Genomic DNA, 16,913 nt, shown 5'->3' with positions numbered 1-16,913 from the left:
GTTCGGCCACTAACGTCCCGGAGTGAGCCTTTCCGTGCCCCTTGAGCCCACGGTTACCGGGGTGGTCTCTGGGATTGTGCCGTCGTCGGAGGGCCCCGGGCGGCGCCGCACGCTCAGGGCGATGGCCACCACCACGGCGGCGGCCGCGGCGATGCCGACCACGGCCGTGGGAAGGTCGAAGAGCTTGAGCGCGCTGGCCAGCAGAACGATCACCAGCGCGGCCCGCACCAGCCCGGCCGGCGCCCGCGACGAGATGCGCGACCCGATGAGAACACCGGGAATCGAGCCGAGCAGCACGGCGCCGGCCAGGTCGAGCTGAAGATCGCCGAAGAGCGCATGCCCGAGCGCGGCCGAGGTGACCAGCGGGATCGCCTGCACGAGATCGGTCCCGACCAGGTCATTGGCGCGCAACGTGGGATACATGGCCAACAGCGCCACGATGATCAGCGACCCCGACCCGACCGAGGTGAGCCCGACCACGAGCCCACCCGCGGCCCCCAGCAGCACCGTCGGCAGCGGCTTGACCGTGATCGGCTCCGCCGGCCCGCCGTCGCCCCCACGCCGCCGGGCCGCCCACGACTTCAGCACCAGCCCACCCGCCGCGAGCAGCAGAGCCACCCCGAGCGCGATCCGGATCGCCCGCTGCACCGTCTCGTCGTCCCCGAGCAGCCGCAACAACAGCACCCCGGCAAAGGCGGCCGGCACGCTGCCGACACACAGCCACCGAACGAGCGCCCAGTTCACGGTCCCGCGGCGGGCATGCACAGCTCCGCCGAACGGCTTCATCACAGCACTGGCCGCCAGGTCGCTGGAGACGGCGGCCACCGGCGGCACCCCGAACACAAGCACCAGGATCGGCGTCATCAGCGCTCCGCCACCCATCCCGGTGAGCCCGACGACGACACCGACGCCGAGCCCAGCCAGCGCAAGCGTGAGATCCATCGGACGAGTCTCCGAAACGATCCCCCACCTTGTCCACTAATTCGGTGGACTTTATCGACTTTCCCGCCTGCTGGAACGTCCTCGTTCACCCACCCGTGTCACCCTCTCCTTGCCGACCGCGACCTCTTCGACGGCCCTTCCTCCCGTCCCGCGTGCCGCGTCGCGTCTTGGATGCGCTGTTCTTGCATGTGTTGTGTCTTGCATGCGTTGCGCTTCGGCGTGTCGGCCTGCGCCGCGTCGTCCGCGTGCCGCGCCGCGTCTTGGATGCGCTGTTCTTGCATGCGTTGCCTCTTACATGCGCTGCACTTCGGCACGCCGAGCCCGATCTGCGCCTTCCGCGAGCCGCGCGAGACCACCACGATCCACGCCGTGCCGCCCGCTCCCGTTCCCTTGCGCTTTCGTGCGCCGACCGTTTCCGTGCGCCGCGGTCTCTGTCCGTGGGCGGCCTCGCCTCCTTCCTTGGAGCTGGGCCAAGCCGGGCGGCCCGAGCCAGGGCGTCGCAGGGCGGGCCATGGCAGCGCGGGCCATGGCAGGCGGGACGGGGTCGTGCGCTGGGAGGCCGGGCGTGGCGGGCGGGGGCGGGGCGGGGTCGTGCGCTGGGAGGCCGGGCGTGGCAGGCGGGGTCGTGCGCTGGGACGCCGGGCGTGGCGGGCGGGGCGGGGCGGGGCCGGGCGCTGGGAGGCCGGGCGTGGCAAGGCGGGGTGGGCCCTGGCGAGGCGGGGCGATGCCGGGGCGGGCGGGGTGGGATTACCGATCTGGCCGTGGGGTATGGCGTCGGCATGAAGGAGCTCCAGTGGCTCGCCGTGGTTCGGCACGGGCAGAGCACCGGCAATGTCACCGCGCAAGCCGCTGAAGAAGGCGGGGCCGAGGTTATCGAGATCCCGGAACGGGATGCCGACGTTCCGCTGTCGGACCTCGGGCGTGAGCAAGCCGCCGCCGTCGGCGAGCATCTCGGCCGCGACACGCCGGATGTAGCTGTCGTGTCGCCGTACCTCCGGACCCGGCAGACCGCCCAGCTGGCGCTGGGTGACCGGGGTGTGCCGTTGATCGTCGATGAGCGGCTGCGCGACCGTGAACTCGGGATCCTCGACCTGCTCACCGGGCGTGGCGTGCAAGTGCGGCTCCCGGACGAGGCTCGGCGGCGCAGCCGGCTCGGCAAGTTCTACTACCGGCCGCCGGGCGGCGAATCCTGGGCCGATGTGCTTCTGCGGCTCCGGGCGCTTCTTCGTGAGCTGCGCGAGGACTACCCGGAGGGCCGCGTGGTGCTCTTCGCCCATGAGGCGACCGTGCTTCTTGTCCGCTATCTCGCCGAGCGGCTCGACGAAGCCGAGCTCATGGGGATCGCGCACCGCACCACCATCGCCAACTGTTCGATCAGCAGCTGGCGGCGCGAGGGCGACCTTCTGGTGCCGGAGGCTTTCAACGCTGTCGATCACCTGCACCGCGAGGGCACGCGGCCGACCAGGCAGGAGGATGTCAATGCCGCAGCGAGTAATCACCCCTAAAGTCCTGCGCGAATGGCCGCTTCCCGATCCCCAAGGGGGCAAGGAATCCCGCGGCACAGTGCTCGTCGTCGGCGGCTCCAAGTTCACCCCCGGCGCCGTTCTTCTCGCCGGGGTGGCCGCGCTCCGGGCCGGCGCCGGCCGCCTTCAACTGGCGGTCGCCGAGGAGACGACCATCGCGCTCAGCATCGCCGTGCCCGAGGCCAAGGTGGTCGGCCTGCCCGGCACCGGACTGGCCGGCGAGGCCGACGTGATCGCGCTCGGTCCGGGCCTCGACGACATCGACGAGACGACCACGCTGATGCGTGAGGTGCTGGGTGAGGCCCGCCCCGAGACGGCGGTGGTTCTGGACGCGTACGCCCTGGGCGCGCTCAGCAAGGACGCCGGCCTTCTCCCGTCACCGGAACGCGCGGTGCTGACGCCGAACATGGTGGAGGCCGAACATCTGCTGGGCCGTTCGCCCGGCGACGATCCGGCCGCCGCGTCGGTCGAGCTCGCCGAGAAGTACGGCGCGGTCGTCTCGCTCTACGGCCACATCGCGGCCCCGGACGGGCGGCGCTGGGTCGAGGAGAGCGGCGACGTCGGCCTCGGGACGTCCGGCAGCGGTGACGCGCGGGCCGGCATCGTCGCCGGCCTGCTGGCCCGGGGCGCCGATCCGGCGCAGGCCGCGTGCTGGGCCGCCTACGTCCATTCGGTGAGCGGGCAGCGCCTGACCCCGCGCCACGGCCGCACCGGCTTCCTGGCCAGGGAACTCGTCGACGAGGTGGCCCACACGATTGCGACGCTTTGATACGGGTACCCCTTCTGTGACCACTCGTATACAGAACGGGAGGAACAACCCATGACCACCGCTCGCGAGATCATGACTCCCGACGTCACCTGCGTGGGGGAGAAGGAGACGCTCGCGGACGCCGCCCGCAAGATGGCCGACCTGGGCGTCGGCTCGCTGCCCATCTGCGGCGAGGACAACCGCCTCAAGGGCATGGTCACCGACCGCGACATCGTGGTGAAGGCCCTGGCCAAGGGCCGCAACCCGAGCGATGTGACGGCCGGTGAGCTCGGCGAGGGCAAGCCGGTCACGGTCGGCGCCGAGGACGACACGGCAGAGATCCTGCGCACGATGTCCCAGCACAAGGTCCGGCGGCTGCCCGTCATCGACGGTCACCAGCTGATCGGCATCGTCGCGGTCGCCGACGTGGCCCGCGCCCTCCCGGACCGCCCGGTGGGCGACCTGATCGACGCCATCAGCGAGTAACCGCTTCCTCAGTAAGACGCGCCCCGTTCGGCCTCGTGCCGAGCGGGGCGCTTCAATGTGCAGAGCACTTTGGTGTAACCCGTTGCGATAGTGTGCGTCGCACAGTATCGTGAGTGACATGACAACGGAAGCGACGCTCGCCAGCCACCTGCAGGAGCTGCGCAGGGGAACGGTCGTCGTCGCCAGCCTCATCGCTCTTCGCACGCCGGGGTACGGCTACTCGCTGCTGGAGACGCTCAGTGAGGCCGGCTTCGACGTCGAGGCCAACACGCTCTACCCGCTGCTGCGCCGGCTCGAGTCCCAGGGCCTGCTGGTCAGCGAGTGGAACACCGACGAGGCCCGGCCGCGCAAGTTCTACCGCACCACCGAGCACGGCGACGCCGTCGCCGAGACCCTGCGCGGTGAGTGGACCCGCATCGACCGCGCCATCAACGACCTTTCCTTCACCCACCCCGGGAGCGACAAATGACCAGCCTCGTCGACCGTTACGTGTTCACCGCCCTCCGCCGCATCCCCGAGCAGCAGCGCGCCGACATCGACCGTGAGCTGCGCGCCTCCATCGACGACGCGGTCGACGCCCGCGTCGACTCCGGTGAGCCGCTCGACACCGCCGTCGAGAACGCGCTGCTCGAGCTGGGCGACCCAGACAAGCTCGCCGACGCTTACGCCAACAGACCCAACTTCTTGATAGGCCCGGAGTTGTACGGCGTCTGGCGCCGCTTCATGCTCATGTTGTTCACGACCGTCCTGCCGATCGTGGTCGTGGTCAACGTCGTCGTGGCGCTGTTCGGCGACGACCCGCGGGCCGGCGACATCATCGGCGGCGCCATCGGAAGCGTCCTGACCGTCGGCGCCCACCTGGCCTTCTGGACCACCCTGACCTTCGCCGTCATCGAGCGGACCGGCCTGGGCAAGGCCGAACTCCGCGGCGGCCCATGGTCTTTGAAGGACCTTCCCAAGTACGAACCACGCGCCATCAGCCTCGGCCAGATGGTCACGTACGTCGTGTGGCCGGTGATCCTGATCGCCGTGATCGTCGTCCAGCAGTTCACCCTGACCGACACCCCCGTGCTCGACCCGGCCGGCTGGTCGCTCTGGTGGCCGCTGCTGATCGCCTTGATCGCCCTCAAGGCCGTGTGGGCGGTCTGGCTCTACCGCCAGGGTGGCTGGACGAGGCCCGTCATCGTCGCCAACGCCGTCCTGGCCGTGGCGACCGGCGCCTACCTGGTGTGGCTGCTGGCCTCCGACCGCTTCTTCAACCCGGCCTTCGACTGGACCACCGACAACGGCACCGACCTGCTGTCCTGGATCACCCCCGCCGCCATCGCGGTAACGGTCCTGGGCACCCTGTGGGACATCGCCGACATCACCATCCGGGGCGAGCGCGCCCGCCGGGGCCTCCCCACCAAGGTCCCCGGCTCCGGCAACACCTACAAGTTCGGCTGAGCTCGCCTCAGCGCACCGCGCCCCGCGGCCGAGAGCTGCCGGGGCGCGGTGCCGTCGTCGGGCCGGAGGTTTCGGGATCGAAAGCCGCACAAGCGCACCCGGCCACTCTGTGGGGAGCGGCTGCCCGCCTCCGGCGGCGCGACAGGACCGCCACACGTAACGCTCGCCAGAATCGGAGACGGCGGGAGCTGTCCGCGGCGGCGAGGAGTTCGGCCAGTTCGGTTCGCTGCTCGGGCGGCACCAGCGAGACCACGACGAGCAAAGGCACCACCGCCGCGGCGAGCTCGACCATGACGACCACGCCGATCAGGCAGATCAGCACCAGAACGACCACGATGGAATCCATGAATACCTCCCGATCGACGCCTGACGACGCGGCCGCGCATCAGTAGCCGAGAAGTGCAGCCGTCAGCAGGGCGAAGCTCGCGCCAAGGGCGAGCAGGGCCAATGCCGCAGCCGGATCTCGACGGGAAAGCCGATAGGACGACGACGCTGTCGCTGATTCGTATGTTGGTTCGGCCGAGGAATATCAAGAATATATTCCACGTCTTACGCTTCGTAAGCACTCGAAAGCACTTAAGCGCCATCTGGAGATGGATCTCCGACGCTCAGCGGGCATGCGCCTGTCGACTATTTGACTCATTCACCTGCTAACTTGGTGATCTACTTTCAGTTATGACAGGTATGCCGAATGTTTCTGAACCCGACGCATCGACGTTACGCCTGGTCGCGGCGTGGTGTACGCACGGTGACTGCCCCAAGATTTTTGATGCGGGCGACGGTGAATATGTGATCCAGGGTTATACAGTTGATTCCACTGAACTCGGAATCAACGTGCCGCCGGGTGAGAGCCTCGTCAAGGTCCCGGCCGAGCTGTTCGCCCGCCTCGAGCAGGTTTCAGCGGCGGGAGCCTGATTCTCGCCGACAGGTGACCGGGGAGGTGGCGCACATGGAGCCCGACTCCCAGGATGTGCCGCCACCTCGGCTCGCCGGTGAACCTATCGGTGTCCAGCTGGCCCGGATGCGCCGCGCGCAACACGTGACGGGACGGGATCTGGGCCGGCGGATCGGGATGAGCCAGTCGAAGCTTTCCAAGATCGAGACGGGTGCCATGTGGCCGTCCGGAGCGGAGGTCAGGCGCTTCGCCGAGGCGCTGGACGCCCAGCCGGACGAGATCGAGCGGTTGGTGAGTACGGCCGAACGGCTGCCGGCGGGCGCGGTCTCCGCCGATCGTGTGGTGGGTTGGCAGCGGGATGTCGGCGCGCTCGAAACCGCTGCCAGGGAATACCGCACCTTCCAGCCCGGCGCCATTCCTGGCCTGCTGCAGACGGATGAGTATGCGAGAGCCGTGCTCGGGTTGGTCACCGACCTCGCCGAGGGCGACACGCAGAAGGCGATCGTCACCCGCCTGAGTCGGCAGATCATTCTCGGCGACCAGCACCGGCGCTTTCATTTCGTGCTCCCGGAAACCACGCTGATGACCCGGTTGATGCCGGCGGACGGCATGCTCGCTCAGCTGTTTCGTCTCCGTGAGGTCAACCGCCGGGACAATGTGAAGATCCAGGTGGCCGACATGGACATACGTTGGCCGTACCCGCCCGTGCACGGCTTCACCATTCTGGACGACAGCCGGGTCGTCATCGATCTGATCGACGATGTCCGGATCCTGTCGGAGCCGGCGGCGGTGCGCCGTTACCGCCGGGTCTTCGACCTTCTCGCGAGCGCCGCGACCGCCGACGTCGAGGAGACCCTGGACCGATGTCGCCTGATCTATCTGCGCCGCGCCCAGGAGCAGACCGGCCAGGAACAAGCGAGTGAAATCGCTGGTCACACCTTCGACTAGCATTCGGCGGGATGGACACGCTTGATCGGATTTCCGCCGAGGTGCTCGGAATCAGCCTTCGGCCGGCTCAGCGGCGGGCTCTCGACGCCCTCACCGGGCACGGTGACACGCTGGCCGTGCTGCCCACCGGTAGTGGCAAGAGCGCTATCTACCAGGTCGGCGGGCTCGCGCTCGGTGGGCTCACCGTTGTCGTGTCGCCTCTCATCGCGCTTCAGCGTGACCAGCTCAGGTCCATGACGGCGCGGGGGTCCGTGCGGGCCGTCATGCTCAACTCGTCGCAACATCACGCCGATCGGGTGCACGCTCTCGGTGCGCTGGGCGACGGGCTCGTCGATTTCGTCATGCTCGGGCCCGAGCAGCTCGCCAACACCGAGACCATGGCCGCGATCAGCGGCGGCCCCCGGCCCGTCACCCTTGTCGCGGTCGACGAAGCTCACCTGGTCAGCGAGTGGGGCCACGACTTCCGGCCCGAATATCTTCGGCTGGCCGACGTCGTCGCCGCCGCCGGGCGGCCGCCCGTTCTGGCCCTCACCGCCACCGCCTCGCCTCCCGTGCAGGCCGACATCACCCGGCAGCTGAGGATGCGGGAACCCCGCGTCGTCGTGGCCGACTTCGATCGGCCGAACATCTCGCTCTCGGTGCGACGGGCCCGGCACGATCTGCCCGAAGGTCAGGCGATCGACGATCGTACGGTCGAAGTGGTCCTCGCCCACGACGGCCCGGCCCTGGTCTACGCGCTCAGCCACGCCCGCTGCGAAAGCCTCGCCGAGCGGCTCCGTCTCGACGCCTACCGGGCCGAGCCGTACCACGCCGGTCTTCCCGCCGCGCGGCGCAGCGAGATCCAGGACGCCTTCTTCGCCGGCCGGCTCGATGTCGTCGTGGCGACCAGCGCCTTCGGCATGGGCATCGACAAACCGGATGTACGGACCGTGGTGCACGCCGGCGTGCCGGGGAGCCTCGACGAGTACTACCAGGAGATCGGGCGGGCCGGCCGCGACGGCGAGCCGGCCACCGCCGTGCTCGTCTACGACCCTCGGACCGTACGGATTCCCCGCCTGCTGGCCGCCCGCTCGCGCATGGGCGCCGCCTCGGTCCACGCGGTCATCGACGCCATCGAGGCGGCCGAGGGCCGGACGACCGTCAAGGACCTGGCCGAGGCGGCCGGTGTGGGCCGGGCCGCCGCCGAGCGGGTGGTCGACGAGCTCCTGGAGCTCGGCCTGGTGCGCCCCGACGGCAACGACGCCGTGCTGGCCGCGCACATGGGTGACGCCTTCCGGCAGGTCACCGCGGCCGGCGACCGCCGGCAGACGATCCTGCGTTCCCGCATCGACGCCGCCCGGGGCTACGCCGAGACCACCCACTGCCGCCGCGCCGACCTGCTCGGCTATTTCGGCGAGCAGTACGACGCGCCCTGCGGCAGCTGCGACAACGACAAATACGCGGCCACCCCGCGAAGCGACGACCGGAGCGCCGGCCCCGGGACCCAGCAGCGTGTCCGGCACCGGCTGTGGGGACCGGGCACGCTGCTGAGCCGGGACGATCACGAACTGGTGGTCGCCTTCGACGCCGTCGGCTATCGCCATCTGACCGCGGCGGCGCTGACCAACGGCCTGCTGACGAGGGAATGACGGGCCGTCAGACCATCACCGCGGCTCCCGCTTTGGCGTTGGCCTCCTCCCGGCCCGCCTTGATCAGGACCAGGGCGATGATGGCGGCAAGACCGATCAGGGCCGCGCTCCACCAGAACGCCACCGTGTAGCTGTGGACGGTGGCCGCCGCTGTCAGTGATGCCGGGTCCGAGGCGGTGGCTTGGTGGTCGACGATGTAGGCGGCCACCGCCGATGTGAAGATGGTGTTCAGCAGGGCCGTGCCCAGGGAGCCACCGATCTGCTGGGTGGTGTTGATCAGGGCGCTGGCCACCCCGGCGTCGTGGTCGGCCACGCCGACCAGGGCCGTGTTCGACATCGGGCCGAAGGTGATGCCGAGGCCGAGGCTGAGGACCAGCTCGGCCGGGAAGACGTGGCTCCAGAAGCCGGTGTCCACGCCGATCTGGGTCAGCAGGACCATGCCGATCGTGGCCAGGACGAGGCCGGCGACCATCAGCACGCGCGGGCCGACCCGGGTCTGCACCTGGGCCGAGATGCCGGCGCCGACGATGATGCCGACGGTGAACGGCAGGAACGCCACACCGGACATCAGGGCCGAGTAGCCCAGGGTGATCTGCAGGTAGAAGGTCAGGAACAGGAACATGCCGAACAGGCCGGCGCCGATCAGCAGGGCCGTCAGGAACGAGCCGCCGCGGTTGCGGTCGAGGATCACCCGCATCGGCAGCAGCGGGTGTGACGAGCGGAGCTCGATGACGACGAACGCGACGAGCAGCGCGACGGCGGCGACGAGGAAGCCGATCGTGGTCGCCGAGTCCCAGCCGTCCTCGGCCGCCTTCGTGAAGCCGTAGACCAGGGCGACCAGGCCGGCCGTGGAGGTGAGGGCGCCGGGCAGGTCGTAGCGGGTGTTGCCCTCGGCCCGGCTCTCGCCGACGAAGCGGACCGCGGCCGCGGCCGCGATGATGGCGATCGGGGTGCTGACCAGCAGGGTCCAGCGCCAGGAGGCGTACTCGGTGAGAAGGCCGCCCATGAGCAGGCCGACCGCGCCGCCGCCACCGGCGATGGCGCCGTAGACACCGAAGGCGCGGGCCCGTTCGCGAGGCTCGGTGAAGGTCACCGTGAGCAGCGACAACGCGGCCGGGGCCATGAGCGCTCCGAAGGCGCCCTGCAGGGCCCGGGCCGAGAAGAGCATGAACGCGTTGGTGGCGAGGCCGCCCAGCGCCGAGGCGGCGGCGAAGCCGAGCAGGCCGATGATGAACGCCCGCTTGCGACCGGTGAAGTCGGCGATCCGGCCGCCCAGCAGCAGAAGACCGCCGAAGGCCAGGGTGTACGCCGTGATCATCCACTGCCGGTCGGCGTCGCTGATGTGCAGCGCCTGCTGCGCCGTGGGGAGGGCGATGTTGACGATCGTGGCATCGAGCACGATGAGCAGCTGCGACACCGCGATCACGGCCAGCGCCAACCACCTCGATCGTGATTTAGGCGATATATCCGGCGTACGGTGAGCGTCAGAAGTCGTAATGGACACGAGGGGTCCCCTTTCAGGGCACGCGGAGATCCACCCAGGCGCGGTAGGCGAGGGTGTGGAAGGAGCTGAGGAGGAGGATTAGGGCCGCGGCTCCCGGGAGAGCAGCGGCAGGACGATGTCGTCGACGAGGTGGTCGATGAAGGCCTGGTCGAGCGGCTCGCCCAGCGCGAACCGCCGCATGAAGACCATGGCCGGCACGATCTCCTCGATGAGCCGGGCGTCGTAACCGGGCCGGAGCTCGCCCCGGGCCACGGCCCGCTCGCAGATGGATTCCGCGAGCGGCAGCTTGGACTCCTGCATCTGGCGCAGCTGGACCGCGAGCTCGGGCTCGGTGTGCAGGGCCATGAACAGGCCGGCGAGGATCGGCCCCTGGTCACTGCTGATCATGGTCGCCATGTCGCAGAACCAGGCCGCCAGGTCGCCGCGCAGCGTCCCGGTGTCGGGAAGCGGCTTGTCGACGGCCTTGCACACCCGTACGGCATCCGTCACCAGCTCCGCCTTGGTGGGCCAGTGACGATAGAGGGTGGCCTTGCTCGCCTGGGCCCGGGCGGCCACCGCGTCCACCCGAAGCCCTTGATAGCCCGTCTCGCCGAGCAACTCGTAGGTCGCGCGCAGGATCGCCTGCTCCCGTTCCTGGTCGAGTTTGCGGGCGCGCCCAGCCTGGTCAGCCACGGCGGTCACCCCCTTCGCGAAACGAAACTGTTTCGTACACTACGCCTCCCGCTCAACTGAAGCGATCTCCGAAGGCGATTGTGACGCAGCCGACGTGCGAGGCCGAGGGTCGTACCGCTCGAAGGTCGTCTCCAGCACACCTTCGCCGTGCGTGAGACCCGGAATCGCCTGCTCCAGCGCCCGGACCCGCGCCGTCGGCACGAGTCCTTCGAGCGGGGCCGAACTCTCCGGAACGGCGCCGTACCTCCCGAGCGCCGCCAGCACCGCGCCCAGCGTGGACTCGGGCACATCGAGCCGGAAGCGGGAGATCGGCTCGCACACCACGGTCCCGGCCCGCTCCAGCGCCTCGCGCAGCACCAGCGGCACAAGCTTGCGAAAATCGGCGGCCCGCGTCGCCGGCGAGACGAAGCCGGTCCGGGTCGCGGTCACATGCACATCGGTCACCCGCCAACCGCGAAGACCCAGGGTCAAGGACTCTTCGACGTACGCCGTGAGCGACTCCCGGAAGAGTTCGACCGCCTTGAACACGTGAATCGGCACCTGCTCCACCGGCACCTCCAGGGCGAACGTCACCCCCGAGCCGGGCTCCACCCGCAGCTCCAACGTGGCCAGCGTCGGATTCCCGTCCTTGCCGAGCGTTTTCCCCGCACAGCCGACACCCGCCGGCCGCTCGATGTGGATCGTCCGGGTCTCTTCAAAAACAACTTCGACGCCGTACGTCTCGGCGAGCGTGGCCGCGATGACCTCCTTCTGCACTTCGCCGTAGAGGGACACGGACAACTCGGCCCCGTCCTGCCGCAGATTGATCAGCGGATCCTGCCCCGCGAGCTCACTCAACGCCACGTGAAGCCGCCGCCCATCGGCCGGATCCCGGGGCCGCACCACGGACTCGAGCGCCGGCGGCGCGAAGATCCGCCCGCCGCCCGGCCCAGCGGCCCCGATCGCCTGCCCGATCCGAGCCTCCCGAAGCCCGTGCACCTTCCCGATCTGCCCCGCCACGAGAGCACCTCGCCGCACACCGGCCCCACCCTCGATCACCTCAATCCCGGTGATCACCACCAGCCCGCCGTTTCCGCGGCCGGCCTCACCCCCTGCGCCGTTCTCGCGGCCGGCCCCACTCCTTCCGTGGTTTTCGCGGCCGGCCTCTCTCCCTGCGCCGTTCTCGCGGCCGGCCTCTCTCCCTGTGCCGTTTTCGCGGCCGGCCTCTCTCCCTGCGCCGTTCTCGCGGCCGGCCTCTCTCCCCGCGCCGTTCTCGCGGTCGACCTCACTCCTTCCGTGGTTTTCGCGGCCGACCTCACCCTTTCCGCCGTTCTCGCGGCCGGTGGCGGGGGTGGGGTTGGTGGTGGTTGTCGCCTGGGCGCTGTTCCCGGTGGTGGGGGTGGGGTTGGTGGTGGTTGTCGCCTGGGCGCTGTTCCCGGTGGCGGCGGTGGGGTTGGTAGTGGTTGCCGCCTGGGCGCCACTTCCGCGGGCGATGGGCGGGGCGGAGGTGGGGTCGCCGACCGGCACCCGGTCGCGGAGGTGCAGGGCGCCGGAGAACATGCGGACGTAGGCCACCCGCCGGCCCTGGTCGTCGCGGTCGACCTTGAAGATGGTGCCGCTCAGTGGGCCGTCCGCGGTTCCGGTGGTTGCCGGGAGCAGTGTGGGCAGGGCGGCCATCAGCTCGTCCACGCCGGCGCCGGTCACCGCGGAGCCGAAGAACACCGGATGCAGAAGCCCGCCGCGGGTCCGGGCCGTGAGGACATCGCGCAACCGGCCGTACGACACGGATCGCTCGTTCCGCACCCAATCCGAGAGCACGCGCGGGTCGCCCGAAATGTCCACGAGCCGGGCGATGAAGTCCGCGACGGCGGCGCGGGCGGGATCGGTGGTGGAGCTGGTGCCGGTCGGGCGGATCGTGGTGCCGGCTGGACGATCGGGGCGGTCCAGTGGGCGGATCGTGGCGTTCGGCGTGCCGGAGGCGATCACCGTGGCCATCGGGATGATGTCCGGGGTCAGGCGGGTGGCCAAGTCGCGCAGCAGGGACTGCTCGCGGGCGCCCGGGCGGTCGATCTTGTTCACGAAGATCAGGGTGGGGACGCCGAGGCGGCGCAGGGTGCGCATCAGGATGCGGGTCTGCGCCTGTACGCCCTCGACCGCCGACACCACCAGCACGGCGCCGTCGAGGATGCGCAGCGCCCGTTCCACCTCGGCGATGAAGTCCGGGTGGCCGGGGGTGTCGATGAGGTTGACCGTGATGTCGCCCAGCGGGAACGACGCCACGGCCGTCTTGATGGTGATGCCGCGGCGGCGTTCGAGGTCGAGCGAATCCGTCTGGGTGTCGCCGGCGTCGACGCTGCCGACGTGGTCGGTGACACCGCCCGCGTGGAGCAGGCGTTCGGTCAGGCTGGTCTTACCGGCGTCGACATGCGCGACGACGCCGAGGTTGAGAAAGGGCACGCGGAGTCAGGTCCTTCGAGGCGGCAACGATGGGCGTCGGGTGGGACCGGAAACCGCGCATCGTTCCTCCTCAGAACAAGAACCTGACCCCGTACGCTAGCGCCGCCCCGAGACGGGGCGCAGCCCATTTACGACCGGGTCGCCTCGTCGGCCGCCTTCGGGATGAGCGCCGCCAGCCCCACCATCACGATCGCGACCAGCACCATGCCGATGAAGATGCGGTGGACCGCCTCGGTCAGCTTGGCCGGGTCGACCACGTCACCCGAGCCGATCACCGCGTTGGCCAGCGCGCCGAACACCGCCGCGCCCAGGGCGCTGCCCAGCGAGCGCAGGAAGATGTTGTTGGCCGTCACCACGCCCCGCTCCGACCAGCCGACCGACGACTGGGCCGCGATCAGCGTCGGCGCCGCCGTCAGGCCCATGCCGACACCGATGATCAGGCAGTACGCGCCGACCGCCCAGATCGACGATGTCTCGTTCAGCAGCAACAGCAGGGCCGAGCCGGCCAGCACGAGCGACGTGCCGATCAGCGCGCACGTTCGGAACCCGAGGCGCAGATAGACCTTGCCGGCCTGGCTGGCCGAGATCGGCCAGCCCAGGGTCAGTGCGGCCAGCGCGAACCCCGCCACCAGGGGCCCGGTGCCCAGCACGTCCTGGGCGTACGTGGGGACGTACGACGAAAGCCCCAGAAGGATCGCCCCGACACCGACCGCGAGTTGGCCGCTCGTGACCAGCAGCCGCCGGCGGAACACCCACAGCGGCAGGATGGGCGCCGGCGCCGTACGCTCCACGAACCCGAAGATCACCAGAAGGATCACGCCGAGCCCGAGCACCGCGAAGCTCGTGACCGAGTCCCAGGCCCAGGCCTGCCCGCCCTCCAGCACGCCGAGGACCAGCAGCGTGAGGCCCGCCGTGAGCAGGGTGGCGCCGCGATAGTCGATCACCGGGCGGCCGCGTTCGACCCGCTCGTGGAAGCGGCGGAACATCACCGCGCCGGCCGCGACGCAGAGCGGGATGTTCACCCAGAAGATCCACCGCCAGTCGATCCATTCGCTGAACACGCCGCCCAGCGTGGGGCCGACGACCGACGCGACGCCCCACACGCTGGCCACATAACCCTGGACCTTGGCCCTCTCCTGTACGGAGTAGAGGTCGCCCACGATGGTGATGGTCGTGGGCGCGATGGCGCCGGCGCCGAGGCCCTGCACGATCCGGAAGATGATCAGCGGGAGCATGCCCCAGGCCAGACCGCACAGGATCGAGCCGAGCAGGAACAGCCCGATGCCCCAGAGGATCACCGGCTTGCGGCCGAAGAGATCGTTGAGCTTGCCGTAGATGGGCACCGAGACGGCCTGAGCCAGCAGGTAGACCGTGAACAGCCAGGGGAACTCGGTGAAGCCGCCGATGTCGTCGACGATCGAGGGCACCGCGGTCGCGAGAATCGTCGAGTCGATCGCGATCAGCGCGGTGGAGAGCATGACGGCGCCGAGGACGGGACCGCGCTCGGACCGCAGTCCAACATTGTTTACCACCCTGATCGTCTACCCCCGCTCGTGGCGTGGCGCACACCCGGGCGGGGGAGAAGAGTGCTGTATCACCCCGGAATGAAACCGCGCGTGCCTAGCGTGGTCACTCGTGGCGCTTGTTGTCGTGGCCGAGGACAATCTTGATCACCAGAGGGTGATCGCGCAGGTCATCCGCCGTCTCGGTCATGAGGTGGTGGTGGCCGGCGACGGGCGGGCCGGGCTGGCCGCGGTCGCCGAGCATCGGCCGGCGCTGCTGGTGGCCGACGTCGACATGCCGGAGATGGACGGGCTGGAGCTGTGCCGCTCGCTGCGGCGCGACCCGGCGCTGGCGGCGACACCGGTCGTGTTGATCACCGCCTATCTGCTTCCCGGCGATCAGCGTCTGGAGGGCGCCGGCGCCCTCGACGTCATCGGCAAGCCGTTCGGCGTGCCCGATCTGACGCGGCGGCTGGGTTTAGTGCTCGACAATTTGGACAAACCGGACGACGTGACGGTGAAGGCGCTGCTCGGCACGCTCGAAGCGGGAGTGGTGATCTGCGACGCCGAGGGGCGGGTCACCGCCGCCAACGCGGCGCTTCCTTCGGCGTACGAGCAAATTTTGTCCCAAGCTCTCTCCGGTGAGAGATTCCGCGGGTTGGAGATCGTCGACCGGGACCGGTGGTACGCCGTCAACGCCGCCCCGATCCTCGCGGCGGACGGCACGATCGCCGGTGCCGTGGCCGCCTTCCACGATCGCACCTACGAGCACCGCTCCCGCGAATATCAGCAGTGCGAGACCGAGGTGCTGCGCGTGCTGGCCGACCACACGCACGCCATCGACGCCACCGACCGCATCCTGCACGCGATCGGCTCCACGCTGGGCTGGCCGTACGTAAGGCTGTGGCTGGTCGACGAGGTGACCGACGTGCTGCGCCCGGCCGGCAACTACACCGCGCCGGGCGAGCGTTCGCTGCCCACCCCGGCCAGCATGTCCCGCGGATCCGGCCTGGCCGGTTCGTGCTGGGCCAAGGTCGAGTCGCTGTGGGTGCCGGACATCCACGCGCGCGACTCGCCGGTCCTTCCGTACGTGGCCTCGGAGAGCGCCTTCCAGGCCGGCGGCGCGGTGCCGGTCCGCAGCGGTGACCGGGTCATCGGGGTGCTGAGCTTCTTCACGTACGTCCAGCAGGAACCCGACCCGGCCCTGACGGTGCTGTTGACCGGCGTGGCCGGCCTGATCGGGGCGTTCCTGGAGCAGCGCCGGGCCGAGGTGCTGGCCTTGCACCTGGCGGCGGCCACGGACGAGTACATAGCGCTGGTCGGCCACGAGTTGCGCACCCCGCTGACCTCGATCGGCGCCTACGTCGACCTGATCGCCGAGTCGCCCGACGAGACCCCGATGGGCGAGGTCCGCGAGATGCTGGACGTGGTGCAGCGCAACAACGTACGCCTGCGCGACCTGGTCGAGAAGCTGCTGGACCTGGCCGCCCTGGAGTCCGGCCACGCCCAGCTGACGATCGTCCCGGTCAACTTGACCGCCGTGGTGGCCGAGGCGGTGGCGGCGATCGCCCCGAGCGCGGCCGAGCGCCGGATCACGATAGAGGCCGACATGCCCGGCGAGCTGATGGTCCCGGGCGACCGGGAACGCCTGCGCCAGGTGGCCGACGCCCTGCTGGGCAACGCGGTGAAGTTCAGCGGCAGCGACTCCACGGTCACAGTGGCATTGACCGACGAGCACGGCGACGCGGTGGTGCTGACCGTGACCGACCACGGCGTCGGAGTGGCCCCGAGCGAACAGGCCCGCTTGTTCCGCCGCCTCTACCGGGGCGGCAACGCCCGCCACACGGGCATCCCCGGCGCGGGTCTGGGCCTGGCCCTGTGCCGCGTGGTGGTCGAACGCCACCACGGCTCGATCACATTGGCGTCCCAGGAGGCGGCCGGCACAAAGGTCACAGTCCGCCTGCCCTGCCACCGAGATTGAGGGGCGGTGTTCCAACTCCAGCCAGGCCGGCGTCCCTCGAGTGGCGCCGTCAGCGGCACCTTTCAGTCGACGGCGGAGATAGTCCCGGTCGCCATTCCGGTGGCACTGATACGTGTGCTGCCGCAATTGCGCACCGCCGGCCAGAGTCATGCGAAACGTCCGATCCCGAATGGCCCGGCCGGCGCCTACGGGCGACGCGCAA

15 protein-coding genes are annotated in these 16,913 nt (G+C 69.9%); 9 read left to right on the top strand and 6 right to left on the bottom strand.

The window, feature by feature from the left end:
* Positions 1-9: 9 nt before the first annotated feature.
* The gene (locus tag ACFY36_RS16655; RefSeq protein ID WP_499746852.1) at positions 10-942 is read right to left on the bottom strand and encodes a sulfite exporter TauE/SafE family protein; all 933 of its coding nucleotides are present in this window, start codon (positions 940-942) and stop codon (positions 10-12) included.
* A gap of 779 nt (positions 943-1,721) precedes the next feature.
* On the opposite strand from ACFY36_RS16655, the gene ACFY36_RS16650 reads away from it, so the two are divergent.
* From ACFY36_RS16650 to ACFY36_RS16630, 5 genes are all read left to right on the top strand, one after another.
* Entirely contained in the window at positions 1,722-2,447 is a 726-nt protein-coding gene (locus ACFY36_RS16650; RefSeq protein WP_499746851.1) for a histidine phosphatase family protein, read from the top strand.
* Positions 2,422-3,234, top strand: coding sequence for an NAD(P)H-hydrate dehydratase (locus ACFY36_RS16645; RefSeq protein WP_499746850.1), 813 nt, complete (start codon positions 2,422-2,424; stop codon positions 3,232-3,234). The genes ACFY36_RS16650 and ACFY36_RS16645 overlap by 26 nt, the downstream gene beginning before the upstream one ends.
* A gap of 51 nt (positions 3,235-3,285) precedes the next feature.
* Positions 3,286-3,699 carry a CBS domain-containing protein gene (locus ACFY36_RS16640; RefSeq protein ID WP_499746849.1) on the top strand — a complete coding sequence of 138 codons (414 nt, stop codon included), beginning with the start codon at positions 3,286-3,288 and terminating at the stop codon, positions 3,697-3,699.
* Between the two features lie 118 nt (positions 3,700-3,817).
* A complete protein-coding gene (locus ACFY36_RS16635; protein ID WP_498653690.1) occupies positions 3,818-4,168 on the top strand; it encodes a PadR family transcriptional regulator in 351 nt (116 codons plus the stop codon).
* The gene (locus tag ACFY36_RS16630; RefSeq protein ID WP_499746848.1) at positions 4,165-5,145 is read left to right on the top strand and encodes a permease prefix domain 1-containing protein; all 981 of its coding nucleotides are present in this window, start codon (positions 4,165-4,167) and stop codon (positions 5,143-5,145) included. The genes ACFY36_RS16635 and ACFY36_RS16630 overlap by 4 nt, the downstream gene beginning before the upstream one ends.
* Before the next feature lie 7 nt (positions 5,146-5,152).
* On the opposite strand, the gene ACFY36_RS16625 is transcribed toward ACFY36_RS16630, so the two are convergent.
* Positions 5,153-5,479 carry a hypothetical protein gene (locus ACFY36_RS16625; RefSeq protein ID WP_499746847.1) on the bottom strand — a complete coding sequence of 109 codons (327 nt, stop codon included), beginning with the start codon at positions 5,477-5,479 and terminating at the stop codon, positions 5,153-5,155.
* Positions 5,480-5,820: 341 nt separating this feature from the next.
* Between ACFY36_RS16625 and ACFY36_RS16620 the strand changes: the two genes are divergently transcribed.
* The 3 genes from ACFY36_RS16620 to ACFY36_RS16610 are packed head-to-tail and all read left to right on the top strand — an operon-like array spanning position 5,821 to position 8,616.
* The gene (locus ACFY36_RS16620) at positions 5,821-6,060 is read left to right on the top strand and encodes a hypothetical protein (RefSeq protein WP_499746846.1); all 240 of its coding nucleotides are present in this window, start codon (positions 5,821-5,823) and stop codon (positions 6,058-6,060) included.
* Positions 6,061-6,094: 34 nt separating this feature from the next.
* Positions 6,095-6,988 (top strand): helix-turn-helix domain-containing protein, encoded by an 894-nt coding sequence (locus ACFY36_RS16615; RefSeq protein ID WP_499746845.1) that lies wholly within the window; start codon positions 6,095-6,097, stop codon positions 6,986-6,988.
* 11 nt (positions 6,989-6,999) lie between these two features.
* A complete protein-coding gene (locus tag ACFY36_RS16610) occupies positions 7,000-8,616 on the top strand; it encodes a RecQ family ATP-dependent DNA helicase (protein WP_499746844.1) in 1,617 nt (538 codons plus the stop codon).
* Between the two features lie 7 nt (positions 8,617-8,623).
* Here ACFY36_RS16610 and ACFY36_RS16605 read toward each other — a convergent pair whose 3' ends face one another.
* From ACFY36_RS16605 to ACFY36_RS16590, 4 genes are all read right to left on the bottom strand, one after another.
* Positions 8,624-10,054 (bottom strand): MFS transporter, encoded by a 1,431-nt coding sequence (locus ACFY36_RS16605; RefSeq protein ID WP_499746843.1) that lies wholly within the window; start codon positions 10,052-10,054, stop codon positions 8,624-8,626.
* A 144-nt stretch (positions 10,055-10,198) separates the two neighbouring features.
* Positions 10,199-10,792 (bottom strand): TetR/AcrR family transcriptional regulator, encoded by a 594-nt coding sequence (locus ACFY36_RS16600; protein ID WP_499746842.1) that lies wholly within the window; start codon positions 10,790-10,792, stop codon positions 10,199-10,201.
* A 39-nt stretch (positions 10,793-10,831) separates the two neighbouring features.
* Positions 10,832-13,228 carry a GTP-binding protein gene (locus tag ACFY36_RS16595; RefSeq protein WP_499746841.1) on the bottom strand — a complete coding sequence of 799 codons (2,397 nt, stop codon included), beginning with the start codon at positions 13,226-13,228 and terminating at the stop codon, positions 10,832-10,834.
* A gap of 128 nt (positions 13,229-13,356) precedes the next feature.
* Positions 13,357-14,760: an MFS transporter gene (locus ACFY36_RS16590; RefSeq protein ID WP_499746840.1), complete on the bottom strand. Its 1,404-nt coding sequence runs from the start codon at positions 14,758-14,760 to the stop codon at positions 13,357-13,359.
* A 103-nt stretch (positions 14,761-14,863) separates the two neighbouring features.
* Here ACFY36_RS16590 and ACFY36_RS16585 point away from each other — a divergent pair, with 103 nt between their 5' ends.
* On the top strand, positions 14,864-16,711 hold the full coding sequence (locus ACFY36_RS16585; RefSeq protein ID WP_499746839.1) for a hybrid sensor histidine kinase/response regulator: 1,848 nt from the start codon (positions 14,864-14,866) through the stop codon (positions 16,709-16,711).
* Positions 16,712-16,913: the final 202 nt, after the last annotated feature.

The sequence above is a fragment of the Actinoplanes sp. NPDC000266 genome (assembly GCF_042899005.1).
Taxonomy (GTDB): Bacteria; Actinomycetota; Actinomycetes; order Mycobacteriales; family Micromonosporaceae; genus Actinoplanes.
Note: the sequence above shows the minus strand (reverse complement) of the source record. Positions and strands in the feature narration are given on the sequence as shown.

Excerpts from the sequence above, each read along its gene's own strand:
- ACFY36_RS16655 (WP_499746852.1), bottom strand. The coding sequence starts at position 942 with ATGGATCTCACGCTTGCGCTGGCTGGGCTCGGCGTCGGTGTCGTCGTC.
- ACFY36_RS16650 (WP_499746851.1), top strand. The coding sequence starts at position 1,722 with ATGAAGGAGCTCCAGTGGCTCGCCGTGGTTCGGCACGGGCAGAGCACC.
- ACFY36_RS16645 (WP_499746850.1), top strand. The coding sequence starts at position 2,422 with ATGCCGCAGCGAGTAATCACCCCTAAAGTCCTGCGCGAATGGCCGCTT.
- ACFY36_RS16640 (WP_499746849.1), top strand. The coding sequence starts at position 3,286 with ATGACCACCGCTCGCGAGATCATGACTCCCGACGTCACCTGCGTGGGG.
- ACFY36_RS16635 (WP_498653690.1), top strand. The coding sequence starts at position 3,818 with ATGACAACGGAAGCGACGCTCGCCAGCCACCTGCAGGAGCTGCGCAGG.
- ACFY36_RS16630 (WP_499746848.1), top strand. The coding sequence starts at position 4,165 with ATGACCAGCCTCGTCGACCGTTACGTGTTCACCGCCCTCCGCCGCATC.
- ACFY36_RS16620 (WP_499746846.1), top strand. The coding sequence starts at position 5,821 with ATGACAGGTATGCCGAATGTTTCTGAACCCGACGCATCGACGTTACGC.
- ACFY36_RS16615 (WP_499746845.1), top strand. The coding sequence starts at position 6,095 with ATGGAGCCCGACTCCCAGGATGTGCCGCCACCTCGGCTCGCCGGTGAA.
- ACFY36_RS16610 (WP_499746844.1), top strand. The coding sequence starts at position 7,000 with ATGGACACGCTTGATCGGATTTCCGCCGAGGTGCTCGGAATCAGCCTT.